The sequence below is a fragment of the Citrobacter sp. RHBSTW-00029 genome (genome assembly GCF_014104295.1).
Classification (GTDB): Bacteria; Pseudomonadota; Gammaproteobacteria; order Enterobacterales; family Enterobacteriaceae; genus Citrobacter; species Citrobacter youngae.
The window spans coordinates 3,593,642-3,613,771 of sequence record NZ_JABXRT010000001.1 but is presented as its reverse complement, the minus strand read 5'-3'; the positions used below and the strand labels follow the sequence as shown (position 1 = coordinate 3,613,771).

The following is a 20,130-nucleotide window of genomic DNA, read 5'->3' as shown; positions in this document are numbered from 1 at the left end:
AGAAAAGTTAGATAATTTGTAATGTGCCCAGACGGTATTTACGCTGGTAAACAAATGAGGTCAGTATCATTGGGATAACAATCGCAATGACCATCGCCATGCCAAATACCTGCCAGTAGGTCGGCTGGATGGAGAGGATGCCCGGCAAACCGCCGACGCCAATCCCGTTTGCCAGCACTCCGTTCAGGCCGCACAGCAGTCCGGCGAGACCGGAGCCGATCATCGCGCACAGCATCGGGAAGCGGTATTTCAGGTTGATGCCGTACATTGCCGGTTCAGTGACCCCGAGATACGCGGAGATGGCTGCAGGGACTGAGATTTCACGTTCGTTGTGTTTGCGACTGGAGATAATGATGCCCACCACCGCAGAGGCCTGAGCGATATTCGACAGCGCGATCAGCGGCCATACCGGCGTGCCGCCCATGCTCTGAATCATCTGCATGTCGATGGCAAGCGTAGTCTGATGCACGCCGGTGATCACCAGCGGGGCGTACAGGAAGCCGAACAACGCCGCGCCGATCGGGGCAAAACTACCGGTCAGCAGATGACGGACCGCAAACGCGACACCATCGCCGATCATGCGGCCAAACGGACCGATAAAGGCGTGCGCAAGGAATACCGCAAGGATCAGCGAGCACACCGGGACGATCACCAAATACAGATAATCCGGCACGATGCGCTTCATGCGCGTTTCAATAAACCCGAGCGCCAGCCCGGCCAGCAACGCCGGAATAACCTGCGCCTGGTAGCCCACTTTCTCAATGCTGAACAGACCGAAGTTCCACACCTCCGGCACTTGCTGACCGAGCAAATAGGCGTTCATCAGTTGCGGTGAAACCAGGGTTACGCCCAGCACAATACCGAGGATCGGCGTACCGCCCATTTTTTTCACTGCCGACCAGCAGATCCCGACCGGCAGATAGAAGAAGATCGCCTCGCCAATCAGCCACAGGAAGTCGTAAAGGGTTTTCAGCGAAGGATGCATCTGCGCCAGCGTCTGGCCGTTGCTCATGGGCAGATCGCCGATTACGTTACGGAAACCTAAGATCAAACCGCCGCTAATTAGCGCGGGCAGCAACGGGAAGAAGATCTCCGCAAAATGAGAAATCAGCTGTTCGTGCCATTTCATATTCTGCCGCGCCGCTTTTTTCGCCTGCTCTTTGTCGGCGCTGGCCTGTCCGGTTGTCGCCAGCAGCGCTTTGTAGTAATCGCCCACCTCGGTGCCAATCACTACCTGAAACTGCCCGGCGTTGGTGAAGCAGCCTTTGACCATCGGTAGCTGTTCGATCTCTTTGGGTCTGGCATTCGCGGGTTGATTCAACACAAAACGCAGGCGCGTAATGCAGTGACTCACCGTGGCGATATTGTCGCGCCCGCCTACCAGCTCAATCAGCCGGTCGATGTCTGCTTGTTTTACTTTGCTCATGATGACGTGTGTTCCCCGTAGGTCGGATTAGACGCTTTCGCGACGTCATCCGGCAGCTGTCTCGTTGTTGGTGCCAGAGTATATCGTCGGTGAATATTTAGAAATGGGAACGTTCCCGAAACGCAGTGAAGATCACAAATTAGTGCTCAGAAAGCGATCAGGAGAGGGTGGCGGGGATGACGATTTGCCGCAGTTCGCTACGGCCGTTGATCTGTTCGATCAGCTGCGAGGCCGCTTGCCGTCCGGCTTCAGCGTAGCCGGGATCGACAGTGATGATTTCCGGATGGAGGAATTTCATCAGCGGCGTATTACCGACGCTTGCCAGTTGCAGGTTGTCGATTCGCTGTTCCTGCAGATATTTGCTGACGCCAAGGGCAAGCGTGTCCGTCGCACAGACTAACGCAGTTGTTTCCGGCGTAATGACATCGGCGGCATGCTCATAGCCCTGTTTCATGGCCAGACCAGGCAGAGCAGCGACAGGATGCAGCTTATGTTTCTTGCAGAAGGTCAGGTAGGCCTCATGACGGCGCTTACCGGTGGTCACGTCGCTATGGGGGACGCCAAGGAAACTGATATGACGATGTTCGCGATCGTACAGACGCTGCATCAGGGTATGAATGGCGCCTTCGTCGTCATAACAGACGGAGGCAAAGCCTTTGGCATCCCTGGCCAGCAGAACCAGAGAGTCCTGCCAGGAGGTGAGCATGGTTTCCGTTACGCCGGTAAAACCAAACAACACGACGCCATCAATGTTGCGACGTTTGAGCATTCCCAGATGTTCTTCTACCAGTTCAGGTGAGAACTGGCTTTCCATCATAATCGGATCATAACCCTGCTCATAAAAGGCGGGTAGCATGGTCTGCACGGCGAGATTTTCCGAAAGTGAGTCCAGACGCGTGACGATAATCGCCACGACTTTGTCGCTTTGCCCACGCATGGCACGTGCGGAGCGGGAAGGGGAGAAACCGTGCTGATTCATCACTGCTTCAACACGTTCACGGGTGCGTTCGCTAACGCCGCTTTCGTTGTTGAGCACACGGGAAACCGTTGATTTCCCCACACCGCTTAAGCGGGCGATGTCTTTAATAGTCAGCCGATTTTGCATCCTGTTTTCCCGTTGCGCACTTTTTCAGTTATATCAAAGAGAGTAACTTTACCCATGTGGAGTGCAATGGGGAAAGTCTGCTTTAAACCGTTCACCCTTCAGGCGATGTGTATACGTTTGGTTTAGTTTCCATGCTGTATCATACCGCCATAATTGTCACAAACCTTATGGTTTTCTGCGTATAATCCGCAGCGCTTATCATTCACTTACCGGAGGCTATATGGATCCCGATCCCACCCCTCTCCCTAAATGGAGAACCCCCCCTCTCCGGTAAGCCTGTTTTCACTGTCTTACCGGAGCTGTAAGACAGTGACGTTCTGACGTCCCTGTTGTGATTTTAAAATTGCCACCAGGCAAGGCTTTGCCACGCCTGAAGGATTTACTGCGCCCGCTTATACTGGTGCAGAGGGACTGCCTATGTTCAAAAATATTACTCGCCAGCTGTTTGCCCGGCTAAACCGCCATTTACCGCATCGTCTGGTGCATCGCGATCCGCTACCCAATGCGCAGACCGTCGCCAGCACGCCGATCCCGCCTTCGCTGAGCGAACATTGCCTGAAAATGGCGCTGATGGACGAAGAAGCGCTGTGGAAAACGTTTGGCGCGCACCCGGAAGGATTGAACGCCGCAGAAGTGGAAAACGCTCGCGAGTTACATGGCGAGAACCAGCTACCGGCGCAGAAGCCGTCGCCATGGTGGGTACACCTGTGGGTCTGCTACCGCAACCCGTTTAATATTCTGCTGACTATTTTAGGCGGCATTTCTTATGCCACCGAGGATCTGTTTGCCGCGGGCGTTATCGCCTTGATGGTTGTCATCTCCACGCTGCTGAATTTTGTCCAGGAGGCGCGTTCCACCAAAGCGGCGGATGCGTTGAAAGCGATGGTCAGCAACACTGCTACGGTGCTGCGCGTCATCAACGAGAAAGGGGAGAACGGCTGGGTTGAACTGCCGATCGACCAGTTGGTGCCTGGCGATATTATTAAGCTGGCAGCAGGGGATATGATCCCGGCCGATCTGCGCGTGGTGCAGGCGCGCGATCTGTTCGTGGCCCAGGCTTCACTGACCGGCGAATCGTTGCCGGTGGAGAAAGTTGCAACCAGCCGCGACCCGCAGCAAAGCAACCCGCTGGAATGCGATACCCTGTGCTTTATGGGCACCAATGTGGTGAGCGGCACGGCGCAGGCCATCGTGATTGCGACCGGGGCCAATACCTGGTTCGGGCAACTGGCGGGCCGCGTCAGCGAGCAGGAAAGCGAGCAGAATGCCTTCCAGAAAGGGATCAGCCGCGTCAGCATGCTGCTGATCCGCTTTATGCTGGTGATGGCGCCCATCGTGCTTGTCATCAATGGCTACACCAAAGGTGACTGGTGGGAAGCGGCGCTGTTTGCCCTGTCTGTGGCGGTGGGACTGACTCCAGAAATGCTGCCGATGATCGTCACCTCGACGCTGGCGCGTGGGGCGGTGAAGCTGTCAAAACAGAAGGTCATCGTCAAACACCTCGACGCTATCCAGAACTTTGGCGCGATGGATATTCTGTGTACCGATAAAACCGGCACGCTGACACAAGATAAAATAGTGCTGGAGAATCATACCGATATCTCCGGCAAGCCCAGCGAACATGTCCTGCATTCCGCGTGGCTGAACAGCCACTATCAGACCGGGCTGAAGAATCTGCTGGATACGGCAGTGCTGGAAGGCGTGGACGAAGAATCCGCCCGCCGGCTCTCTACCCGTTGGCAAAAAATCGATGAGATCCCGTTTGATTTCGAACGCCGCCGCATGTCGGTGGTGGTCGCTGAAGAAACCGATGTGCACCAACTGGTATGTAAAGGCGCGCTGCAGGAGATCCTCAGCGTTTGCACCCAGGTGCGCCATAACGGTGAGATTGTCCCGTTAGATGACAACATGCTGCGTCGGGTGAAACGCGTTACCGATACGCTGAATCGTCAGGGGTTGCGTGTGGTGGCGGTGGCAACCAAATACCTGCCTGCGCGTGAAGGGGACTATCAGCGTATTGATGAATCCGATCTGATCCTCGAAGGGTATATCGCGTTCCTCGATCCGCCGAAAGAAACGACCGCCCCGGCGCTGAAAGCGCTGAAAGCCAGCGGTATTACGGTGAAAATTCTCACCGGTGACAGCGAACTGGTTGCGGCGAAAGTGTGTCATGAAGTGGGTCTGGATGCAGGTGATGTGGTTATCGGCAGCAGCATTGAAGGGTTAAGCGACGACGAGCTGGCCCGACTTGCCCAGCGCACCACGTTGTTTGCCCGCCTGACGCCAATGCATAAAGAGCGCATTGTCACACTGCTCAAGCGTGAAGGTCATGTGGTCGGCTTTATGGGCGATGGCATTAACGACGCCCCGGCGCTGCGCGCGGCGGACATTGGTATCTCCGTTGATGGCGCGGTTGATATTGCCCGTGAAGCGGCAGATATCATTCTGCTGGAAAAGAGCCTGATGGTGCTGGAAGAAGGGGTGATCGAAGGACGCCGTACCTTCTCTAACATGCTGAAGTACATCAAAATGACGGCCAGTTCTAACTTCGGTAATGTGTTTAGCGTGCTGGTGGCGAGCGCCTTCTTACCGTTCCTGCCGATGTTGCCGCTGCACTTACTGATTCAGAACCTGCTGTACGATGTATCCCAGGTGGCGATTCCGTTTGATAACGTCGACGAAGAGCAGATCAAAAAGCCGCAGCGCTGGAATCCCGCCGAGTTGGGCCGCTTTATGATCTTCTTTGGACCGATCAGCTCGATCTTTGACATTCTGACTTTCTGCCTGATGTGGTTCGTCTTCCATGCCAATACGCCTGAACATCAGACATTGTTCCAGTCTGGCTGGTTTGTGGTGGGTCTGCTGTCGCAAACGCTGATTGTGCATATGATCCGTACCCGTCGCGTGCCGTTCATCCAAAGCCGCGCCGCATGGCCGCTGATGCTGATGACGCTGGTCGTGATGGTGGTGGGCATTGCGTTGCCGTTCTCACCGCTGGCCAGCTATCTGCAATTGCAGGCGCTGCCGCTGAGCTACTTCCCGTGGCTGGTTGCGATTCTGGCGGGTTACATGACATTAACTCAGCTTGTGAAAGGTTTTTATAGCCGCCGCTACGGCTGGCAGTAATCCTCAACTTCTCTTCTGCAGGATGGTGTTAATACGATCCTGCATTTCACTTTTCCATTCGAAAGATATTCCCTCGAAATATTGGTGTTTTATTTTTATTGAAATGCTCACGCGGTAATTAGTATCAAATTGCCTTCTTTGCGTTGCTTTTTTATCAATAAAACGATCTGTATTGCAAAAATGAAACAGTGTGCTAAAAATAATTAGCGTCTGTGATTTTTTGTGAACACAGTCATCGAAATAAGTTGTTACACCAGTTAGTCTGCACAGGTAACATCGTTAAGAAAGTTTCACGCTGCCCATTTTTAATTCCGGCAGTCATTTGCTCTGCAAGCTATTCCTGTTAATGGATATTATGAACTTCTGGAGAAGGACAAATGAAACTGACAAAAAACCTGTTAAGTCTGTGTATTGGCGCGTCGGTATTACTGGCGAGTCATGCAACGCTGGCACAAACCTTTCGCGCCGCAGATGTGCATCCGGCTGATTACCCGAACGTTGTCGCCGTCAAACATATGGGGGAAAAACTGAGTGCCGCCACCGACGGTCGTCTGGAGATTAAAACCTTTCCCGGTGGCGTGTTAGGTGACGAAAAACAGATGATTGAACAGGCGCAATTAGGCGCTATCGATATTATTCGCGTTTCAATGACGCCGGTTGCCGCCATTCTCCCTGAAATTAACGTCTTTACCCTGCCGTATATCTTTCGTGATGAAGACCATCTGCATAAGGTTCTCGACGGCATGATTGGTCAGGAGATTGGCGACCGCCTGACGGCAAACACCAAATCGCGGCTGGTGTTCCTAGGCTGGATGGATGCCGGAACGCGCAACCTGATCACCAAAAATCCGGTGGTGAAACCGGAAGATTTACACGGCATGAAAATCCGTGTTCAAGGGAGTCCGATAGCGCTGGATACCCTGAAAGCGATGGGCGCTAACTCCGTTGTGATGGGCGTCAGTGAAGTCTTTAGCGGCATGCAGACCGGCGTTATTGATGGTACGGAGAATAATCCGCCAACGTTTGTTGCGCATAACTATTTGCCGGTCGTGAAAAACTATACCTGGAGCAAACATTTTATTATTCCTGAGCTTTTTCTGTTCTCGAAAGCTAAATGGGATAAGTTGAAAAAAGAAGACCAGGATCTCATTATTAAGCTCGCTAAAGAAGCCCAGGTAGAGCAACGCAAACTTTGGCAGGATTATAATGCGAAATCGCTGGAGACCATGAAAGCCAATGGCGTTCAGTTCCACGATATTGATACGGACTATTTCTATAAAGCCACGCAGTCAGTGCGGGATAATTACGGTAAAGACCACCAGGATTTGATCAAACGGATTCAGGATGTGAAGTAATTCATCAGGTGGAGGATATCAACCCTCCGCCTGAATCTTTTGATTAATTCGAGGTGATGATTATGGGTGAATGCTATTCATCGGTAATGGATTTTCTTTATCGGGTGTCAATGTGGATTGCCGGTATCGCATTATTGGTCATGGTCGCCATTATCCCTATTGGCATATTCGCGCGTTATGTTCTGAATAACGCGCTGTCATGGCCTGAACCCGTCGCTATTCTGTGTATGGTGACATTCACCTTTATTGGCGCGGCGGTGAGCTATCGTGCAGGCTCGCATATCGCGGTAAGTATGGTGATTGACCGTCTGGGTGATGTTTCCCGCCGTTATTGCTCGGTAATCGCTGACGTTATGTTAGTGGCGATAAGCCTGTTTATCCTCTGGTACGGAACCAATCTCTGTCTTGAACTGTGGGACCAGCCCGTGGCCGAATTCCCGCTTTTAAGCGCCGGGCAAAACTACCTTCCATTGCCGATTGGCTCTGCCATAACGCTGCTGTTTATCGCAGAAAAGATTTTCCGTGGTCCGCAGTACCAACGTCCCGTTGTCATGCTGGGATCGACCAGCTAGTTACCGCCCCCATTTCAGAAAGGAAAGCAGATGGATGCATTTATTCTCGTCTTTACGCTCGGCATTATGCTGGCAATTGGGGTACCGGTAGCGTATGCGGTTGGCATTAGCGCCATCATTGGGGCCTGGTACATAGATATTCCGCTGGAAGCGGTAATGATCCAACTGACCAGCGGGGTGAATAAGTTTTCGCTGCTGGCGATCCCGTTCTTTATTCTGGCCGGGGCTATTATGGCCGAAGGGGGAATTGCGCGGCGGCTGGTGAACTTTGCCTATATTTTTGTTGGCTTTATTCGCGGAGGGTTGTCGCTGGTAAACATTGTGGCATCAACCTTTTTTGGCGCTATTTCTGGATCGTCTGTAGCTGATACCGCATCCATTGGTTCGGTGATGATCCCGGAGATGGATAAAAAAGGCTACCCGCGCGATTTTGCCGCAGCGGTTACTGCCAGCGGCTCGGTACAGGCGATCCTCACACCGCCCAGCCATAACTCGGTTATTTACTCGCTGGCAACCGGCGGCACGGTGTCGATTGCCGCGCTATTCATCGCCGGGATCCTGCCGGGCCTGCTGTTAAGTTTCAGTCTGATGGTAATGTGTGTGGCGTTTGCGCACAAACGCGGTTACCCAAAAGGGGAACGCGTGCCGTTTCGCCAGGCGCTGAAGATTTTCGTCGATACGCTGTGGGGCCTGATGACGGTTGTGATCATCATGGGCGGTATCCTGTCAGGTATCTTTACCGCGACGGAATCAGCGGCAATTGCCTGTCTGTGGGCCTTCTTTGTCACCATGTTTATCTATCGTGACTATAAATGGTCTGAGCTGCCAAAGCTGATGTTCCGCACGGTGAAAACGGTCACGATCGTCATGATCCTGATAGGCTTTGCCGCCGCATTCGGTGCCGTCATGACCTATATGCAGTTGCCGATGCGTATCACCGAAGCCTTCACCAGTATTTCGGACAACAAATACGTCATTCTGATGTGCATTAACATCATGTTGCTGCTGATCGGTACGCTGATGGATATGGCGCCGCTGATCCTGATTTTGACGCCGGTTCTGCTGCCAGTGACCAACGCGCTCGGCATTGATCCGGTCCATTTTGGCATGATCATGCTGGTGAACTTAGGGATCGGCCTGATTACGCCGCCGGTAGGGTCAGTGCTGTTTGTGGCCAGTGCGGTGAGTAAGCAGAAAATAGAGCAGGTGGTGAAGGCGATGCTGCCGTTCTACCTTGTGCTGTTCCTGGTGCTGATGCTGGTGACGTACATTCCGGCGATTTCGCTGTTCTTGCCGAAACTGTTTGGCGTGATGTGATAAATGCCCGGTGGCGCTCACGCTTACCGGGCCTACAAACTACGCTTGCGTAGGCCGGATAAGGCGAAGCCGCCATCCGGCACAAGGAGACTTAGCGACGAACGGCGATCGCTTCAATCTCGATTTTCACGTCTTTCGGCAGACGGGCCACTTCCACGCAAGAGCGTGCCGGGAAGGTCGCGTTGTACTCGGTGAAGAACGCTTCGTAGGTCGCGTTGACGGTGGCAAAATCGTTCAGGTCTTTAACGAAAACGGTCGTTTTTACGATATCGCCCACTTTCAGGCCTGCAGCTTCTACGATAGCTTTTACGTTTTCCAGCGACTGACGCGCCTGAGCGGACACGTCTTCCGCTACGGCACCGGTTTTCGGATCGACCGGGATCTGACCGGAAGTGATTACCATGCTACCCAGGTCAACACCCTGAACGTATGGGCCGATTGCTGCTGGTGCATTTTCCGTCGCGATAGTCTTGCTCATGATTTCTCCTGAATTACAGCGGTAATAGAATGTTCCCGCTCATTATAGGGAGCCGGGATTTCATAACCAACCCTAATTAGTTGGCCAGCACCACATAATGCGAAAACTCTTTTTCACAGTATTTGCATTTGAGTGCGATGTCATCGGCGCGCTTTTTCACTGCAAAACTGGAGGAAACCGGCTCAGCATGGCTGATACAGTTGCTGTTCGGGCACACCAGCACGTTGTCGATGCGCTCCGGCAGGCTGGGGCGTGATTTACCCACCACATCATAATCGTCAATGCGGTTTACCGTTGCCTGCGGAGCGTACAGGGAGAGCTGGTTGACCTGCTCGTCGGTCAGGAAGGTATTTTCGATTTTAATCAGGTCTTTACGGCCCATCTCGCCAGACGGCAGGTTCAGTCCGATAGTGATGCGCTGGTCGGTTTCGGTCAGTTTGAACAGCGTCAGCAGCTTAAAACCAACCTGTGCGGGGATATGGTCAATCACGGTGCCACGTTTGATGGCTTCAACCTGCAGTTTGTTATCGTGTGTCATCTCTTTTTCTCCCTTACAGTGCCAGTTCGCTATTCAGTACCAGTGCCAGTAACGCCTGGCGGGCGAAGATGCCGTTGCCAGCCTGCTGGAAATACCAGGCGTGCGGCGTCTTATCGACATCGGTGGTGATCTCATCGATGCGCGGCAGCGGATGCAGCACCTTCATGTTCTCTTTGGCTCCCGCCAGATCGCTGGCGCGCAGAACAAACTGTGCTTTCACGTTGGCGTATTCGGACGGGTCCAGACGCTCTTTTTGTACGCGGGTCATGTAGAGGATATCGACCTCCGCCATCACCTCTTCGATAGTGCCGTGCAGGCTCCAGGCAATACCTTTTTCATTCAGCATATCCAGAATGTATTGCGGCATGGCCAGCGCGTCCGGGGCGATAAAGTAGAAGCGGTTACCTTCAAACTTCGCCAGCGCCTGGGTCAGGGAGTGGACGGTGCGGCCATATTTCAGGTCGCCCACCATGGCGATGTGCAGATTGTCCAGCCGACCCTGCGTTTCCTGAATGGTAAACAGATCCAGCAGCGTTTGGGTCGGGTGTTGGTTGGAGCCGTCGCCGGCGTTCAGTACCGGAACGTTACCGGAGAACTCCGTTGCCAGACGCGCAGCACCTTCCTGCGGGTGACGCATCACGATGGCGTCGACATAAGTGCTGATGACGGAAATGGTGTCGGCCAGCGTTTCGCCTTTTTTGCCAAGCGACGTGTTGCTGCTGTCAGAGAAACCTACCACGCTGGCGCCCAGGCGGTGCATCGAGGTTTCAAAGGATAAACGGGTGCGGGTTGACGCCTCAAAGAAGCAGCTGGCGATGACCTTATGCTTTAACAGCTCCGGCTGCGGGTTGGCTTTTAATTTCGCCGCCGTCGCGAGGACCAGATTGAGGTCGTCGCGGCTGAGGTCGTTTATGGAAATGATGTGTTTTTGATAGAGCGGGTTAGCCATGTTTATCTCCTGACGCCTGGGCAAAAAAAAAGCCCCTCAATTGAGGGGCTCGGAATGGATGATCAACGGAAAGAAAAACGGCAGGCCAGCGTCCTTTTTCAGACGCGGTAAGACAAAATGTCGTACACACTGAACCATACATCCTCCCGGCAAATTGTCCGCGATTATACTCAGCTCCGTTATGGGATCAAGCGAAAAATGCACGATTTATTCATCGCAAACGGTTCTTATGAATTTTAATTCATTTTAAATAGATAGTTAATCTGCTTGTGCACCAGCCCCGTTCGCTGCACGACTCGCGGCGCAACCCAGACAATACTGCTGCCAGCGATGACACCCAGAATCTCTGGTAACGCGTGGTAATCGAGGATTCTGGCAACGGCACGGCCATAACCTGCTGCAGTGTGAATGAGGATAAACTCGCTATTGTGTTCCACGCTGACCACCATTTCAGCAATCGATCGGGCAGCATCCGGCGCGGGTCGCGATTGCGGATTTACAGAATAAATTTTTTGCCCTTTTGTATTTCTTATTTTTATCGCCCCGAGCAGCTTTAGCAGACGAGATACCGTTGACTGGCTAATCCCGGTAAAACCATGCTGTTGTAGATCGCGGCGAAGCGCTTCCTGGGACAGGTAGCTTTTTTCAGTAATCAGGCGCTGACAAATCGCCAGCTGTTTCTGTTCTTTGGTCGAGTAATCATCGAATTCCTTCATAAAAACACCCTAAATTTATTATTTGTATCAATGCGATGGCGAAATTCACCACATTTGCTATATCAATAACGGCTCAAACGGGCGGTTGTGCAGAAAAACGAGAGCACGCTCAAAAAAGCCGTCGGGAGCCGACGGCCAAAACGGCTACAGCATTGCGCCGATACTCAGGACGACCATGTTCAGCACCGTCAGAATCAGCAGCAGCGGGGCGACCCATTTCAGGTAGCGCACATAAGGAACGCGAGCGATAGCCAACCCGCCCATCACGACGGCTGAAGTGGGGGTGATCAGATTCACAATGCCAGAAGCGGATTGGTACGCAGTAACGACCAGATCCCTTTGCACATGGGCGAAGTCGGCCAGCGGGGCCATAATGGGCATCGTGAGCACCGCCAGACCAGACGAGGAAGGGACCAGGAAGGAGAGCAATACTTCCAGCCAGTAGGTCACATTGATGAAAATGGTAGTGGAAAGACCGGAGACTAAATTTTCGGCGCTGTGCAGAATGGTGTGGGTAATCATACCGTTATCCATCACCACGACGATACCGCGCGCAATGCCGATAATCAGCGCCACGCCGAGCAGATCCCGCGCACCGTCAATGAAGGTACTGGTGAAGGCTTCTTCACTCATGCGGGCAATCACGCCGACGATAATCGCAGAAGCCAGAAAGACTGCGGATATTTCTGCCATCCACCATCCGAGTACCGCGACGCCATAAATCATTACCGCAAAGGCGGCGGCGAATATCAGCAGGATCCACTTACGCGTAGCTGTGAATTCAAGGTTAGCATTGCCGCGATTGCCGAGGAAATGCGCGCGGTTTTCCTCCATTTTATCCGCCACAATCGACAACTCCGGGTGATTGCGGACTTTGCGCGCATAACGCATGACCCACACTACGCAGATAACATAGCCGACGACCAGCAGCAGAATGCGCATCAACATTCCCTGGGTGAAGGGGATCCCGGCGGCGTTAGCGGCGATAACCGTCGCGAAAGGGTTGATTGTCGAACCGAGCGTGCCGATGCCTGCGCCGAGTAGCACGGTCGCCGCCGCAACCAGTGGATCAAAGCGCGCGGCCATCATGACCGGAACTAATAAGGTGTAGAAAGGGAGTGATTCTTCCGCCATGCCGTAAATCGTGCCTCCGGCGGCGAAAAGCCCCATCAGAATGGGGATCATCCACTCTTCTTTGCCGTTCAGCCTGACCGTCACGCGTTCGATGCCTGCGTCGATGGCGCCCGTTTTGTTTACCACGCCGAGAAACCCACCGATGATCAGGACAAACAGCGCGACATCAATTGCGCCTGCGGTGTAGGTTTCGTGGTTATAAAGCCCGTCAATCGGTGCCAGCAGGACAGCGGTTATGCCTTGTGGATGCGCCTCGGTCGGGGCATAAGTACCGGCAACCGGCACTTCTTTGCCGAGGGTAGCATTCATCGCCATCTGGTATTTCCCTGCCGGGACAATCCAGGTCATAACGGCGACGAGTGCAATAAGAATAAACAGGATGGTATACGCGCTGGGAAATTTGAATTTGCCCATGATGTTCTCCGGATAGCTTGGGCATATGCCGCCAGGCGACACATGCCCGCAGGGGTTAGTCGCCGAGTGTCGCTACCATGACCGCTTTGATGGTATGCATCCGGTTTTCCGCTTCGTCGAAGACGATGGAATGCGCTGACTCGAATACCTCTTCCGTGACTTCAAGTCCTTTCAGACCGTAAGCCGCTTCGATTTCACGGCCCACTTTGGTGTGCTCATTATGAAAGGCGGGCAGGCAGTGCATGAATTTCACATTGGGATTGCCGGTCGCATTGATGACCTGCTGATTAATCTGGTAGGGCGTCATCAGGCTGACGCGTTCTGCCCACGCTTCTTTAGGTTCGCCCATCGAAACCCAGACATCGGTATAGAGGAAATCTACGTCGTATACCCCTTCCGCAACATCGTCCGTGAGCGTAATGCGTGCGCCCGTTACGCTGGCGATTTCGCGGCATTCGGCAACCAGCGCCTCGTCCGGCCAGAAGGACTTTGGCGCGACCAGACGAATATCCATCCCCATTTTCGCCGCGCCGACCATCAGCGAATTACCCATGTTGTTGCGGGCGTCACCGAGGTAAGCGAAGCTCAGCTCCGGCAAGGTTTTACCCGGCGCGTGTTCCAGCATGGTCATCAGATCCGCGAGGATCTGGGTGGGGTGAAATTCATTTGTTAGCCCGTTCCAGACCGGCACACCGGCGAATTGTCCCAGTTCTTCCACGATCTCCTGGCCGTAGCCGCGGTATTCGATGCCGTCATACATGCGGCCTAGCACGCGGGCGGTATCTTTCATCGACTCTTTATGGCCGATCTGCGAGCCGCTTGGGCCGAGGTAGGTGACCTGTGCGCCCTGATCGAAAGCGCCGACTTCAAAGGCGCAGCGGGTGCGAGTGGAGGTTTTTTCGAAGATCAGCGCGATATTTTTACCGACCAGCGTTTGCCTTTCGCGCCCGGCTTTTTTTGCCGTTTTTAATTCGATAGCCAGATCGATCAGGTACTGGATTTCTGCAGGGGTGTAGTCCAGCAGTTTGAGAAAATTGCGATTTTTCAGGTTAACAGTCATGAAAATGTCCTTATGTAGGCCGGATAAGGCGCAGCCGCCATCCGGCAAAAAAAGCCCTAAGCGTGAGCGTCGGTGGTTTCGAGACGAATGAGCGTGCCTTTGTCGCCGGCGAGAATGGCCGGACCGTCGGCCAGTGAACCGATGCCAGCAATTCCCCGACAGTGAGAGACGAATTCCGCGCAGGCGGTGACTTTGGGGCCCATTGAACCGGCGTCGAATTGCATTTCACCGAGCAGTTCCGGGGTGACCTGGGCCAGCGGGCGCTGGGTAGGTTTGCCCCAGTCGAGGTACACGGCGTCAGCATCGGTGAGGATCAACAACGCATTGGCATGGAGTTGGCGGGCGAGCAGGGCGGCGGAGAGATCCTTGTCGATCACTGCTTCAATGCCGTGGAAGCCATCGGCTTTTTCCACCACCGGTACGCCGCCTCCGCCGTTGCAAATCACCAGATGATCGCGGGCGATCAATGTGCGAATAGCATCACTTTCAACGATACGTTTGGGTTGTGGAGAGGGCACAACGCGACGGAACGCTTTACCATCGGCTTTGAAAATCCAGCCCTTTTCCGCGTGTAGCGTTTTAGCCTGATCGTTGTCGTAAATCGGTCCGATATATTTGGTCGGATTACTGAAGGCTGGATCGTGGGCATCGACTTCAACCTGAGTCAGCAGGACGCTAATTTCACGTTGCGGCAGCTGGTTTTTCAGGGCTTGTTGCAGCATATAGCCAATCATTCCCTGACTTTCCGCACCGAGAATGTCGAGCGGATAAGGGGTGACGCGGTCATAAGCGCTGTTCTGTAACGCCAAAAGTCCAACCTGTGGGCCATTGCCATGCACCAGAATCACGCGCCATTGCTGTGTAAGCTGAGCGATAGTTTTTGCCGCCAGCTCAATATTCTTGCGTTGGATGTCAGCTTCCAGCGGTTCACCGCGTTTGAGCAGCGCATTGCCGCCCAACGCCACAACCAGAGTAGGTTTGTTTTCCATAACGTCTCCTTAAATACCGTCGCGTTCCAGTGGGCAGCTCATGCAGCGCGCGCCGCCGCGTCCGCGTCCCAGTTCGTCGCCAGGAATGGGTAAAACGGTGATACCGGCTTTGTCGTATTTTTCGTTGGTCCAGATGTTGCGCTCGTAACCCACCACCACGCCGGGGCGCAGCGTCAGAACGTTGTTGGCGTCGTTCCACTGTTCGCGTTCAGCTTCGAAGGCGTCGCCACCGGTGGTGATCAGCGTGATTTGGTCGAGGCCCAGCGCTTTTTCGAGGGCGTGTACCAGCGTGCTTTCCTGGGTGCGTTTCAGGCCGCCGCGCCCGTCTGGCGTCAGGGTCCAGCACTGGACATCCGGGCGTACCACTTCCGGGTAGACGGAGAAGGTATCGATATCGATGTGGGTCATGACGGTATCGAGGTGCATACAGGAGCGATGTTTCGGCAGTTCAACCGCGATGACGCGTTCAGCCTGGCGATGCTTAAACAGCGACTGGGCAAGGAACTCAATGCCCTGCGGCGTGGTGCGTTCCGACATACCGATGAGTACCGCGCCGCGACCAATCACCAGCACATCGCCACCTTCTAATGTGGCGTGGTCGTAATTAATATTTTCATCGCCGAAATATTTAATAAATTCACCATCGGCAAATTGTGGATGCCAACGGTAAATTGCTCGCAGGTTATTGGTTTCCCGCTGGCGTGCGGTTTTTGCCATCGGGTTAATGGATACACCGTTATATATCCAACAGGAGGTATCGCGAGTAAATAGGTGGTTGGGTAATGGCTTCATAATAAAGTCATTAATATCGTGAGTATCGACCACCATATTTTTGATGGAGGCAGGAATTTCCCCGTAGGTTAGCCCGCCGCTTAAATGCCGGGCGAGTTCCCGGTGCTGCATATCTGCAAGCCATGCGCGAATATCGGTAGCGAAAGCGGGGCCAAGGCGATAATCAGAGATTTGTGTCTCCAGCAGCCAGCCTTTGGCATCCGGGACATCTAAGGTTTGTGTCAATAAATCAGTGAGTAACAGAACCTCAATCCCTTGCTGACGTAACGTGTTGGCGAAAATGTCATGTTCTTCTCCTGCACGTTCTACCGAAAGAACATCATCAAAAAGCAGTTCCTGACAATTTGATGGCGTCAGCCTTTTTAAGCTGAGGTTAGGGCGATGTAGCATTACGCTACGTAATTGACCGATTTCAGACCCGACATAATGCTTTTCCATCATTATTCCTTTAATACGATTTTAAAAAATAAAGAGGAGGTGCCTGCAAATAATATTTATTGCAGTCATGATTTTTCAGCTGATTTCAGAATCTATATTTAGATCTTATTTGATGAGGAAATGTGATTTATTTCACAGTCAGGTCGATGGTTGGCTTTTGTTGTTTAATTTATGAGATGGCTCTGAGAATTAACAAAATAAAAATGCGAATAATTGAATTACTACGCGGGAATATGTCTTGTTATTTATCGGTGTTAATTTTATGTACATGTTTAAAAGTGCTGAAATATAAGTAATGTATTGATTTGTTTGTGCTTTTTTATGTGTAATGAATTATTATGCGAATTTATGATTTTATTATTTGCACTGTAATGCTTATTTCAAAATAAATATGATGATGAAGAAGGATAGTGAAGGAGATGTGAACTGTGATCGATGGCTGGTTTTTCTAACAAAGTTTTTAAGAACAGTGGGTTACTGATTGGATTGAAAAAGGGTGGCCGAAATTTATGCAGAGTTTATGCATAACCTGTTGCTGAGAGTTAGCAATTATTTAACATCATCAGCGATAAACATGCGTTGACGCAAAATATCAGCAAATAGCAGTGGTATGGCAGGCGGTTTTTTCGTATAACAACAAAAATGAAACGTTGTTTTAATTGAGGGGTTTGAGATGATTGTCGGCAATATTCACAACCTGGATGCCTGGCTGCCGGAAGAGCTGCGTCAGGCAATTGAACACATTAAAGCGCATGTGACGGATGCGACGGAAAAAGGTAAGCACGACATTGACGGCGATCGCCTGTTTTATCTGATTGCCGAAGATATGACGGAGCCGTTTGCACAGCGCCGCGCCGAGTATCACGCCCGCTATCTGGATATTCAGATCCTGCTCAAAGGCCAGGAAGGAATGACCTTCAGCACGCAGCCTGCGGGCACGCCGGAAACTGACTGGCTGGCGGATAAAGATATCGCCTTCCTGCCGGAAGGGGTACAGGAGAAAACGGTGGTGCTGAACGAAGGTGATTTCGTGGTGTTCTATCCGGGTGAAGTGCATAAACCGCTGTGCGCGGTCGGTGCTCCAGCGCTGGTACGCAAAGCCGTGGTGAAAATGCAAGTGGCATAAGCGTATTTGCCGGGGGCGGCTGCGCCTTACCCGGCTTACGGGAGCACGGTTGTAGGCCGGATAAGATGCTTAGCATCGCCATCCGGCATTCTTTTCATCCATGCCCTCACTTCGCCAGCGTCGCCACCATCACCGCTTTTATGGTGTGCATCCGGTTTTCCGCCTGATCAAATACGATGCTGGCGGGTGATTCAAAGACCTCATCGGTCACTTCCATACCGCCGTGCAGACCATATTCCTGTGCCATTTGTTTGCCAAGCGTGGTTTGATCGTCATGAAACGCCGGCAGGCAGTGCAGGAATTTCACCTGTGGATTGCCGGTCAACGCCATCATCGTGCTATTAACCTGGTACTTACGCAGCAGCGCAATACGTTCGGCCCACTTCTCTTTTGCTTCGCCCATTGATACCCAGACGTCGGTATAGATAAAGTCCGCACCTTTCACGCCCGCGGCGACATCTTCGGTCAGCGTAATATTGCCGCCGTTTTTCAGCGCCAGCGCTTTGCACTCCGCCACCAGGCTCTCTTCAGGCCAGCATGCCTGCGGCGCAACCAGGCGCAGATCCAGCCCGGTTAACGCAGCGGCTTCCAGCATGGAATTGCCCATATTGTTGCGGGCATCACCGGTGTAGACCAGCGTCATCTCATTAAACGCTTTACCCGGAAGGTGTTCCTGCATAGTTAACAGATCCGCCAGCAGCTGGGTAGGATGAAACTCGTTGGTTAATCCGTTCCACACTGGAACTCCGGCATATTCCGCCAGCGTCTCGACAATCTCCTGGCCGTGGCCCCGATACTGAATACCGTCGTACATGCGGCCGAGCACGCGGGCGGTGTCTTTGATCGACTCTTTATGGCCAATCTGGCTGCCGCTTGGCCCGAGATACGTCACGCGCGCGCCCTGATCGTATGCGGCAACTTCGAAAGAGCAACGGGTGCGGGTTGAGTCTTTTTCGAAGATGAGCGCGATGTTTTTACCGGTGAGTTTAGCGACCTCAGTACCGTTGTTCTTATCCGCCTTAAGCTGCGCGGCGAGCTGGAGCAGTGACGTGAGTTCAGCAGAGGTGAAATCAAGCAGTTTCAAAAAGTGCTTCTGATAAAACGCAGACATGGTTCCCTCACATGGCTTAAGCCATTTATTGAATTAAAATTCAATTTATATGGATGTTTATTCATTTGCAACCTTGTTTAACAAATCTTTCCTGGAAAGGTGGAGGCAATGACAGCGGTATGTGACAATAAGAGTATCGGCAGGACATTATGAGGAACGAGCCATGGCAAACCCGGAACTACTGGAAGAACAGCGTGAAGAAACGCGCTTGATTATTGAAGAGTTACTCGAAGATGGCAGCGATCCAGACGCGCTGTACACCATTGAGCATCACCTTTCCGCGGATGACTTCGAAACCCTGGAAAAAGCGGCAGTAGAAGCCTTCAAGCTGGGTTATGAAGTGACCGAGCCGGAAGAGCTGGAAGTGGAAGAAGGCGACACGGTTATTTGCTGTGACATCCTGAGCGAATGTGCACTGAATGCGGAGTTGATCGATGCTCAGGTTGAGCAGCTGATGAACCTGGCTGAAAAATATGATGTGGAATACGACGGTTGGGGCACCTATTTTGAAGACCCGAACGGCGAAGAAGGTGAAGACGGCGACGATGAAGATCTCGTCGACGAAGATGATGACGGCGTGCGTCACTAAGTCATCTACTGACCTGCGGTAGCCCAGGCTGCCGCAGGCCAAGGACAATGTATGGATTACCTGCAAATACTCTCCCCGATCCACAATTTCCTGCACTGTAAAACGCCCCAGGCCTGGCTTGATAAAGCGCGAGACCCGGCTAATCTGCCTCTGTTATTGACCGACCACCTCGTCTGTGAGCTGAAAGCAGCGCAAACGGCGATGCTGCTGGTGCGTAAGTATGTCGCAGATAAACAGGGATCTCAGGCGCTGCTGGACTGGCTGAAACCCTATGAAGCGTTTGCTTTCAGAGAAGGGGATGAGCCGGATTTTATCGCGCTGAATAAACAGATAAGCAAAAGCGTGATGCCGCAAACCGACGACCCGTGGGGACGCAAGCTTATCGACAGCATGGTTTTGCTGATCAAGGAAGAACTGCATCATTTCTGGCAGGTGCGTGAGGCGATGATGAGTCGCAACATTCCCTATATTAAGATTACCGCCAGCCGTTACGCCAAAGGCATGCTCAAAGAGGTGCGCACCCACGAGCCGCTGACGTTAATCGATAAACTGATTTGCGGGGCTTACATTGAGGCGCGTTCCTGTGAACGGTTCGCCGCGCTGGCACCGTATCTGGATGACGATTTGCAGGCGTTTTATCTGTCGCTGCTGCGATCCGAGGCGCGGCACTATCAGGATTACCTGGCGCTGGCGCAGCAGGTTTCAACCGATGATATCAGTAGCCGGGTACGTTTTTTTGGCGAAGTAGAAGCCGCGTTGATTACTTCTCCCGACGATGAATTCCGCTTTCACAGCGGCGTTCCTGCTTAGCCTCCTTCTCTGACGCGCGGCAGACATTTCCGCGCGGTTTAACCCTTCCTGTTGCTTGTTAGCAAAATTTGGTGGCTGGCAATCG

At 52.7% G+C, this 20,130-nt stretch carries 20 protein-coding genes; 8 read left to right on the top strand and 12 right to left on the bottom strand.

Annotated features, from left to right (window positions below):
* Positions 1 to 7: 7 nt before the first annotated feature.
* A complete protein-coding gene (gene treB, locus HV041_RS17535; protein ID WP_048212842.1) occupies positions 8 to 1,426 on the bottom strand; it encodes a PTS trehalose transporter subunit IIBC in 1,419 nt (472 codons plus the stop codon).
* Positions 1,427 to 1,583: 157 nt separating this feature from the next.
* A complete protein-coding gene (treR, locus tag HV041_RS17530) occupies positions 1,584 to 2,531 on the bottom strand; it encodes a trehalose operon repressor TreR (RefSeq protein WP_061067126.1) in 948 nt (315 codons plus the stop codon).
* 417 nt (positions 2,532 to 2,948) lie between these two features.
* Here treR and mgtA point away from each other — a divergent pair, with 417 nt between their 5' ends.
* The 4 genes from mgtA (at position 2,949) to HV041_RS17510 (ending at position 8,901) form a co-directional block, all read left to right on the top strand.
* Entirely contained in the window at positions 2,949 to 5,657 is a 2,709-nt protein-coding gene (gene mgtA / locus HV041_RS17525) for a magnesium-translocating P-type ATPase (protein WP_121585395.1), read from the top strand.
* A 377-nt stretch (positions 5,658 to 6,034) separates the two neighbouring features.
* On the top strand, positions 6,035 to 7,012 hold the full coding sequence (locus HV041_RS17520) for a TRAP transporter substrate-binding protein (protein WP_048212839.1): 978 nt from the start codon (positions 6,035 to 6,037) through the stop codon (positions 7,010 to 7,012).
* A 62-nt stretch (positions 7,013 to 7,074) separates the two neighbouring features.
* Positions 7,075 to 7,584 carry a TRAP transporter small permease gene (locus HV041_RS17515; protein ID WP_116361066.1) on the top strand — a complete coding sequence of 170 codons (510 nt, stop codon included), beginning with the start codon at positions 7,075 to 7,077 and terminating at the stop codon, positions 7,582 to 7,584.
* Between the two features lie 30 nt (positions 7,585 to 7,614).
* Positions 7,615 to 8,901, top strand: a complete 1,287-nt coding sequence (locus HV041_RS17510) for a TRAP transporter large permease (protein WP_003839607.1) — start codon at positions 7,615 to 7,617, stop codon at positions 8,899 to 8,901.
* 91 nt (positions 8,902 to 8,992) lie between these two features.
* Here the strand turns inward: HV041_RS17510 and ridA are convergent, their stop codons facing one another.
* The 4 genes from ridA to pyrL form a co-directional block, all read right to left on the bottom strand.
* Positions 8,993 to 9,379, bottom strand: a complete 387-nt coding sequence (gene ridA, locus HV041_RS17505; protein ID WP_121585396.1) for a 2-iminobutanoate/2-iminopropanoate deaminase — start codon at positions 9,377 to 9,379, stop codon at positions 8,993 to 8,995.
* 76 nt (positions 9,380 to 9,455) lie between these two features.
* On the bottom strand, positions 9,456 to 9,917 hold the full coding sequence (gene pyrI / locus HV041_RS17500; protein ID WP_003025816.1) for an aspartate carbamoyltransferase regulatory subunit: 462 nt from the start codon (positions 9,915 to 9,917) through the stop codon (positions 9,456 to 9,458).
* 13 nt (positions 9,918 to 9,930) lie between these two features.
* Positions 9,931 to 10,866: an aspartate carbamoyltransferase gene (gene pyrB, locus HV041_RS17495; RefSeq protein ID WP_061067131.1), complete on the bottom strand. Its 936-nt coding sequence runs from the start codon at positions 10,864 to 10,866 to the stop codon at positions 9,931 to 9,933.
* Between the two features lie 36 nt (positions 10,867 to 10,902).
* Positions 10,903 to 11,004 carry a pyr operon leader peptide gene (gene pyrL, locus HV041_RS17485; protein WP_016155570.1) on the bottom strand — a complete coding sequence of 34 codons (102 nt, stop codon included), beginning with the start codon at positions 11,002 to 11,004 and terminating at the stop codon, positions 10,903 to 10,905.
* Between pyrL and HV041_RS17480 the strand changes: the two genes are divergently transcribed.
* A complete protein-coding gene (locus tag HV041_RS17480) occupies positions 10,984 to 11,106 on the top strand; it encodes a hypothetical protein (protein WP_086523826.1) in 123 nt (40 codons plus the stop codon). The two genes, pyrL and HV041_RS17480, sit on opposite strands and share 21 nt — an antisense overlap.
* On the opposite strand, the gene HV041_RS17475 is transcribed toward HV041_RS17480, so the two are convergent.
* The 5 genes from HV041_RS17475 to arcA all read right to left on the bottom strand — a co-directional run bounded on the left by HV041_RS17475 (position 11,103) and on the right by arcA (position 16,409).
* The gene (locus HV041_RS17475; protein ID WP_043018242.1) at positions 11,103 to 11,582 is read right to left on the bottom strand and encodes an arginine repressor; all 480 of its coding nucleotides are present in this window, start codon (positions 11,580 to 11,582) and stop codon (positions 11,103 to 11,105) included. The genes HV041_RS17480 and HV041_RS17475 overlap by 4 nt on opposite strands.
* A 144-nt stretch (positions 11,583 to 11,726) precedes the next feature.
* Positions 11,727 to 13,130 carry a YfcC family protein gene (locus HV041_RS17470; protein ID WP_048212835.1) on the bottom strand — a complete coding sequence of 468 codons (1,404 nt, stop codon included), beginning with the start codon at positions 13,128 to 13,130 and terminating at the stop codon, positions 11,727 to 11,729.
* A gap of 55 nt (positions 13,131 to 13,185) precedes the next feature.
* On the bottom strand, positions 13,186 to 14,190 hold the full coding sequence (gene argF / locus HV041_RS17465) for an ornithine carbamoyltransferase (RefSeq protein WP_048212834.1): 1,005 nt from the start codon (positions 14,188 to 14,190) through the stop codon (positions 13,186 to 13,188).
* 56 nt (positions 14,191 to 14,246) lie between these two features.
* Positions 14,247 to 15,179 (bottom strand): carbamate kinase, encoded by a 933-nt coding sequence (gene arcC / locus HV041_RS17460; protein WP_061067132.1) that lies wholly within the window; start codon positions 15,177 to 15,179, stop codon positions 14,247 to 14,249.
* A gap of 9 nt (positions 15,180 to 15,188) precedes the next feature.
* On the bottom strand, positions 15,189 to 16,409 hold the full coding sequence (arcA, locus tag HV041_RS17455) for an arginine deiminase (RefSeq protein WP_048212832.1): 1,221 nt from the start codon (positions 16,407 to 16,409) through the stop codon (positions 15,189 to 15,191).
* A gap of 673 nt (positions 16,410 to 17,082) precedes the next feature.
* Between arcA and HV041_RS17450 the strand changes: the two genes are divergently transcribed.
* Positions 17,083 to 17,535 (top strand): YhcH/YjgK/YiaL family protein, encoded by a 453-nt coding sequence (locus tag HV041_RS17450; protein ID WP_121585397.1) that lies wholly within the window; start codon positions 17,083 to 17,085, stop codon positions 17,533 to 17,535.
* Between the two features lie 106 nt (positions 17,536 to 17,641).
* Here the strand turns inward: HV041_RS17450 and argF (HV041_RS17445) are convergent, their stop codons facing one another.
* Positions 17,642 to 18,646: an ornithine carbamoyltransferase gene (argF, locus tag HV041_RS17445; protein ID WP_048212831.1), complete on the bottom strand. Its 1,005-nt coding sequence runs from the start codon at positions 18,644 to 18,646 to the stop codon at positions 17,642 to 17,644.
* A 163-nt stretch (positions 18,647 to 18,809) separates the two neighbouring features.
* Here argF (HV041_RS17445) and rraB point away from each other — a divergent pair, with 163 nt between their 5' ends.
* Positions 18,810 to 19,235, top strand: coding sequence for a ribonuclease E inhibitor RraB (gene rraB, locus HV041_RS17440; protein ID WP_003025845.1), 426 nt, complete (start codon positions 18,810 to 18,812; stop codon positions 19,233 to 19,235).
* A gap of 51 nt (positions 19,236 to 19,286) precedes the next feature.
* Positions 19,287 to 20,045 carry a tRNA isopentenyl-2-thiomethyl-A-37 hydroxylase MiaE gene (gene miaE / locus HV041_RS17435; RefSeq protein WP_061067134.1) on the top strand — a complete coding sequence of 253 codons (759 nt, stop codon included), beginning with the start codon at positions 19,287 to 19,289 and terminating at the stop codon, positions 20,043 to 20,045.
* The last annotated feature ends 85 nt before the right edge of the window (positions 20,046 to 20,130 follow it).

Coding starts and splice junctions, on each gene's coding strand:
- HV041_RS17470 (WP_048212835.1), bottom strand. CDS start 13,130: ATGGGCAAATTCAAATTTCCCAGCGCGTATACCATCCTGTTTATTCTT.
- mgtA (WP_121585395.1), top strand. CDS start 2,949: ATGTTCAAAAATATTACTCGCCAGCTGTTTGCCCGGCTAAACCGCCAT.
- treR (WP_061067126.1), bottom strand. CDS start 2,531: ATGCAAAATCGGCTGACTATTAAAGACATCGCCCGCTTAAGCGGTGTG.
- argF (WP_048212831.1), bottom strand. CDS start 18,646: ATGTCTGCGTTTTATCAGAAGCACTTTTTGAAACTGCTTGATTTCACC.
- HV041_RS17480 (WP_086523826.1), top strand. CDS start 10,984: ATGTCGTACACACTGAACCATACATCCTCCCGGCAAATTGTCCGCGAT.
- argF (WP_048212834.1), bottom strand. CDS start 14,190: ATGACTGTTAACCTGAAAAATCGCAATTTTCTCAAACTGCTGGACTAC.
- pyrI (WP_003025816.1), bottom strand. CDS start 9,917: ATGACACACGATAACAAACTGCAGGTTGAAGCCATCAAACGTGGCACC.
- arcA (WP_048212832.1), bottom strand. CDS start 16,409: ATGGAAAAGCATTATGTCGGGTCTGAAATCGGTCAATTACGTAGCGTA.
- arcC (WP_061067132.1), bottom strand. CDS start 15,179: ATGGAAAACAAACCTACTCTGGTTGTGGCGTTGGGCGGCAATGCGCTG.
- HV041_RS17510 (WP_003839607.1), top strand. CDS start 7,615: ATGGATGCATTTATTCTCGTCTTTACGCTCGGCATTATGCTGGCAATT.
- HV041_RS17475 (WP_043018242.1), bottom strand. CDS start 11,582: ATGAAGGAATTCGATGATTACTCGACCAAAGAACAGAAACAGCTGGCG.
- pyrB (WP_061067131.1), bottom strand. CDS start 10,866: ATGGCTAACCCGCTCTATCAAAAACACATCATTTCCATAAACGACCTC.
- ridA (WP_121585396.1), bottom strand. CDS start 9,379: ATGAGCAAGACTATCGCGACGGAAAATGCACCAGCAGCAATCGGCCCA.
- miaE (WP_061067134.1), top strand. CDS start 19,287: ATGGATTACCTGCAAATACTCTCCCCGATCCACAATTTCCTGCACTGT.
- HV041_RS17515 (WP_116361066.1), top strand. CDS start 7,075: ATGGGTGAATGCTATTCATCGGTAATGGATTTTCTTTATCGGGTGTCA.
- rraB (WP_003025845.1), top strand. CDS start 18,810: ATGGCAAACCCGGAACTACTGGAAGAACAGCGTGAAGAAACGCGCTTG.
- treB (WP_048212842.1), bottom strand. CDS start 1,426: ATGAGCAAAGTAAAACAAGCAGACATCGACCGGCTGATTGAGCTGGTA.
- HV041_RS17520 (WP_048212839.1), top strand. CDS start 6,035: ATGAAACTGACAAAAAACCTGTTAAGTCTGTGTATTGGCGCGTCGGTA.
- HV041_RS17450 (WP_121585397.1), top strand. CDS start 17,083: ATGATTGTCGGCAATATTCACAACCTGGATGCCTGGCTGCCGGAAGAG.
- pyrL (WP_016155570.1), bottom strand. CDS start 11,004: ATGGTTCAGTGTGTACGACATTTTGTCTTACCGCGTCTGAAAAAGGAC.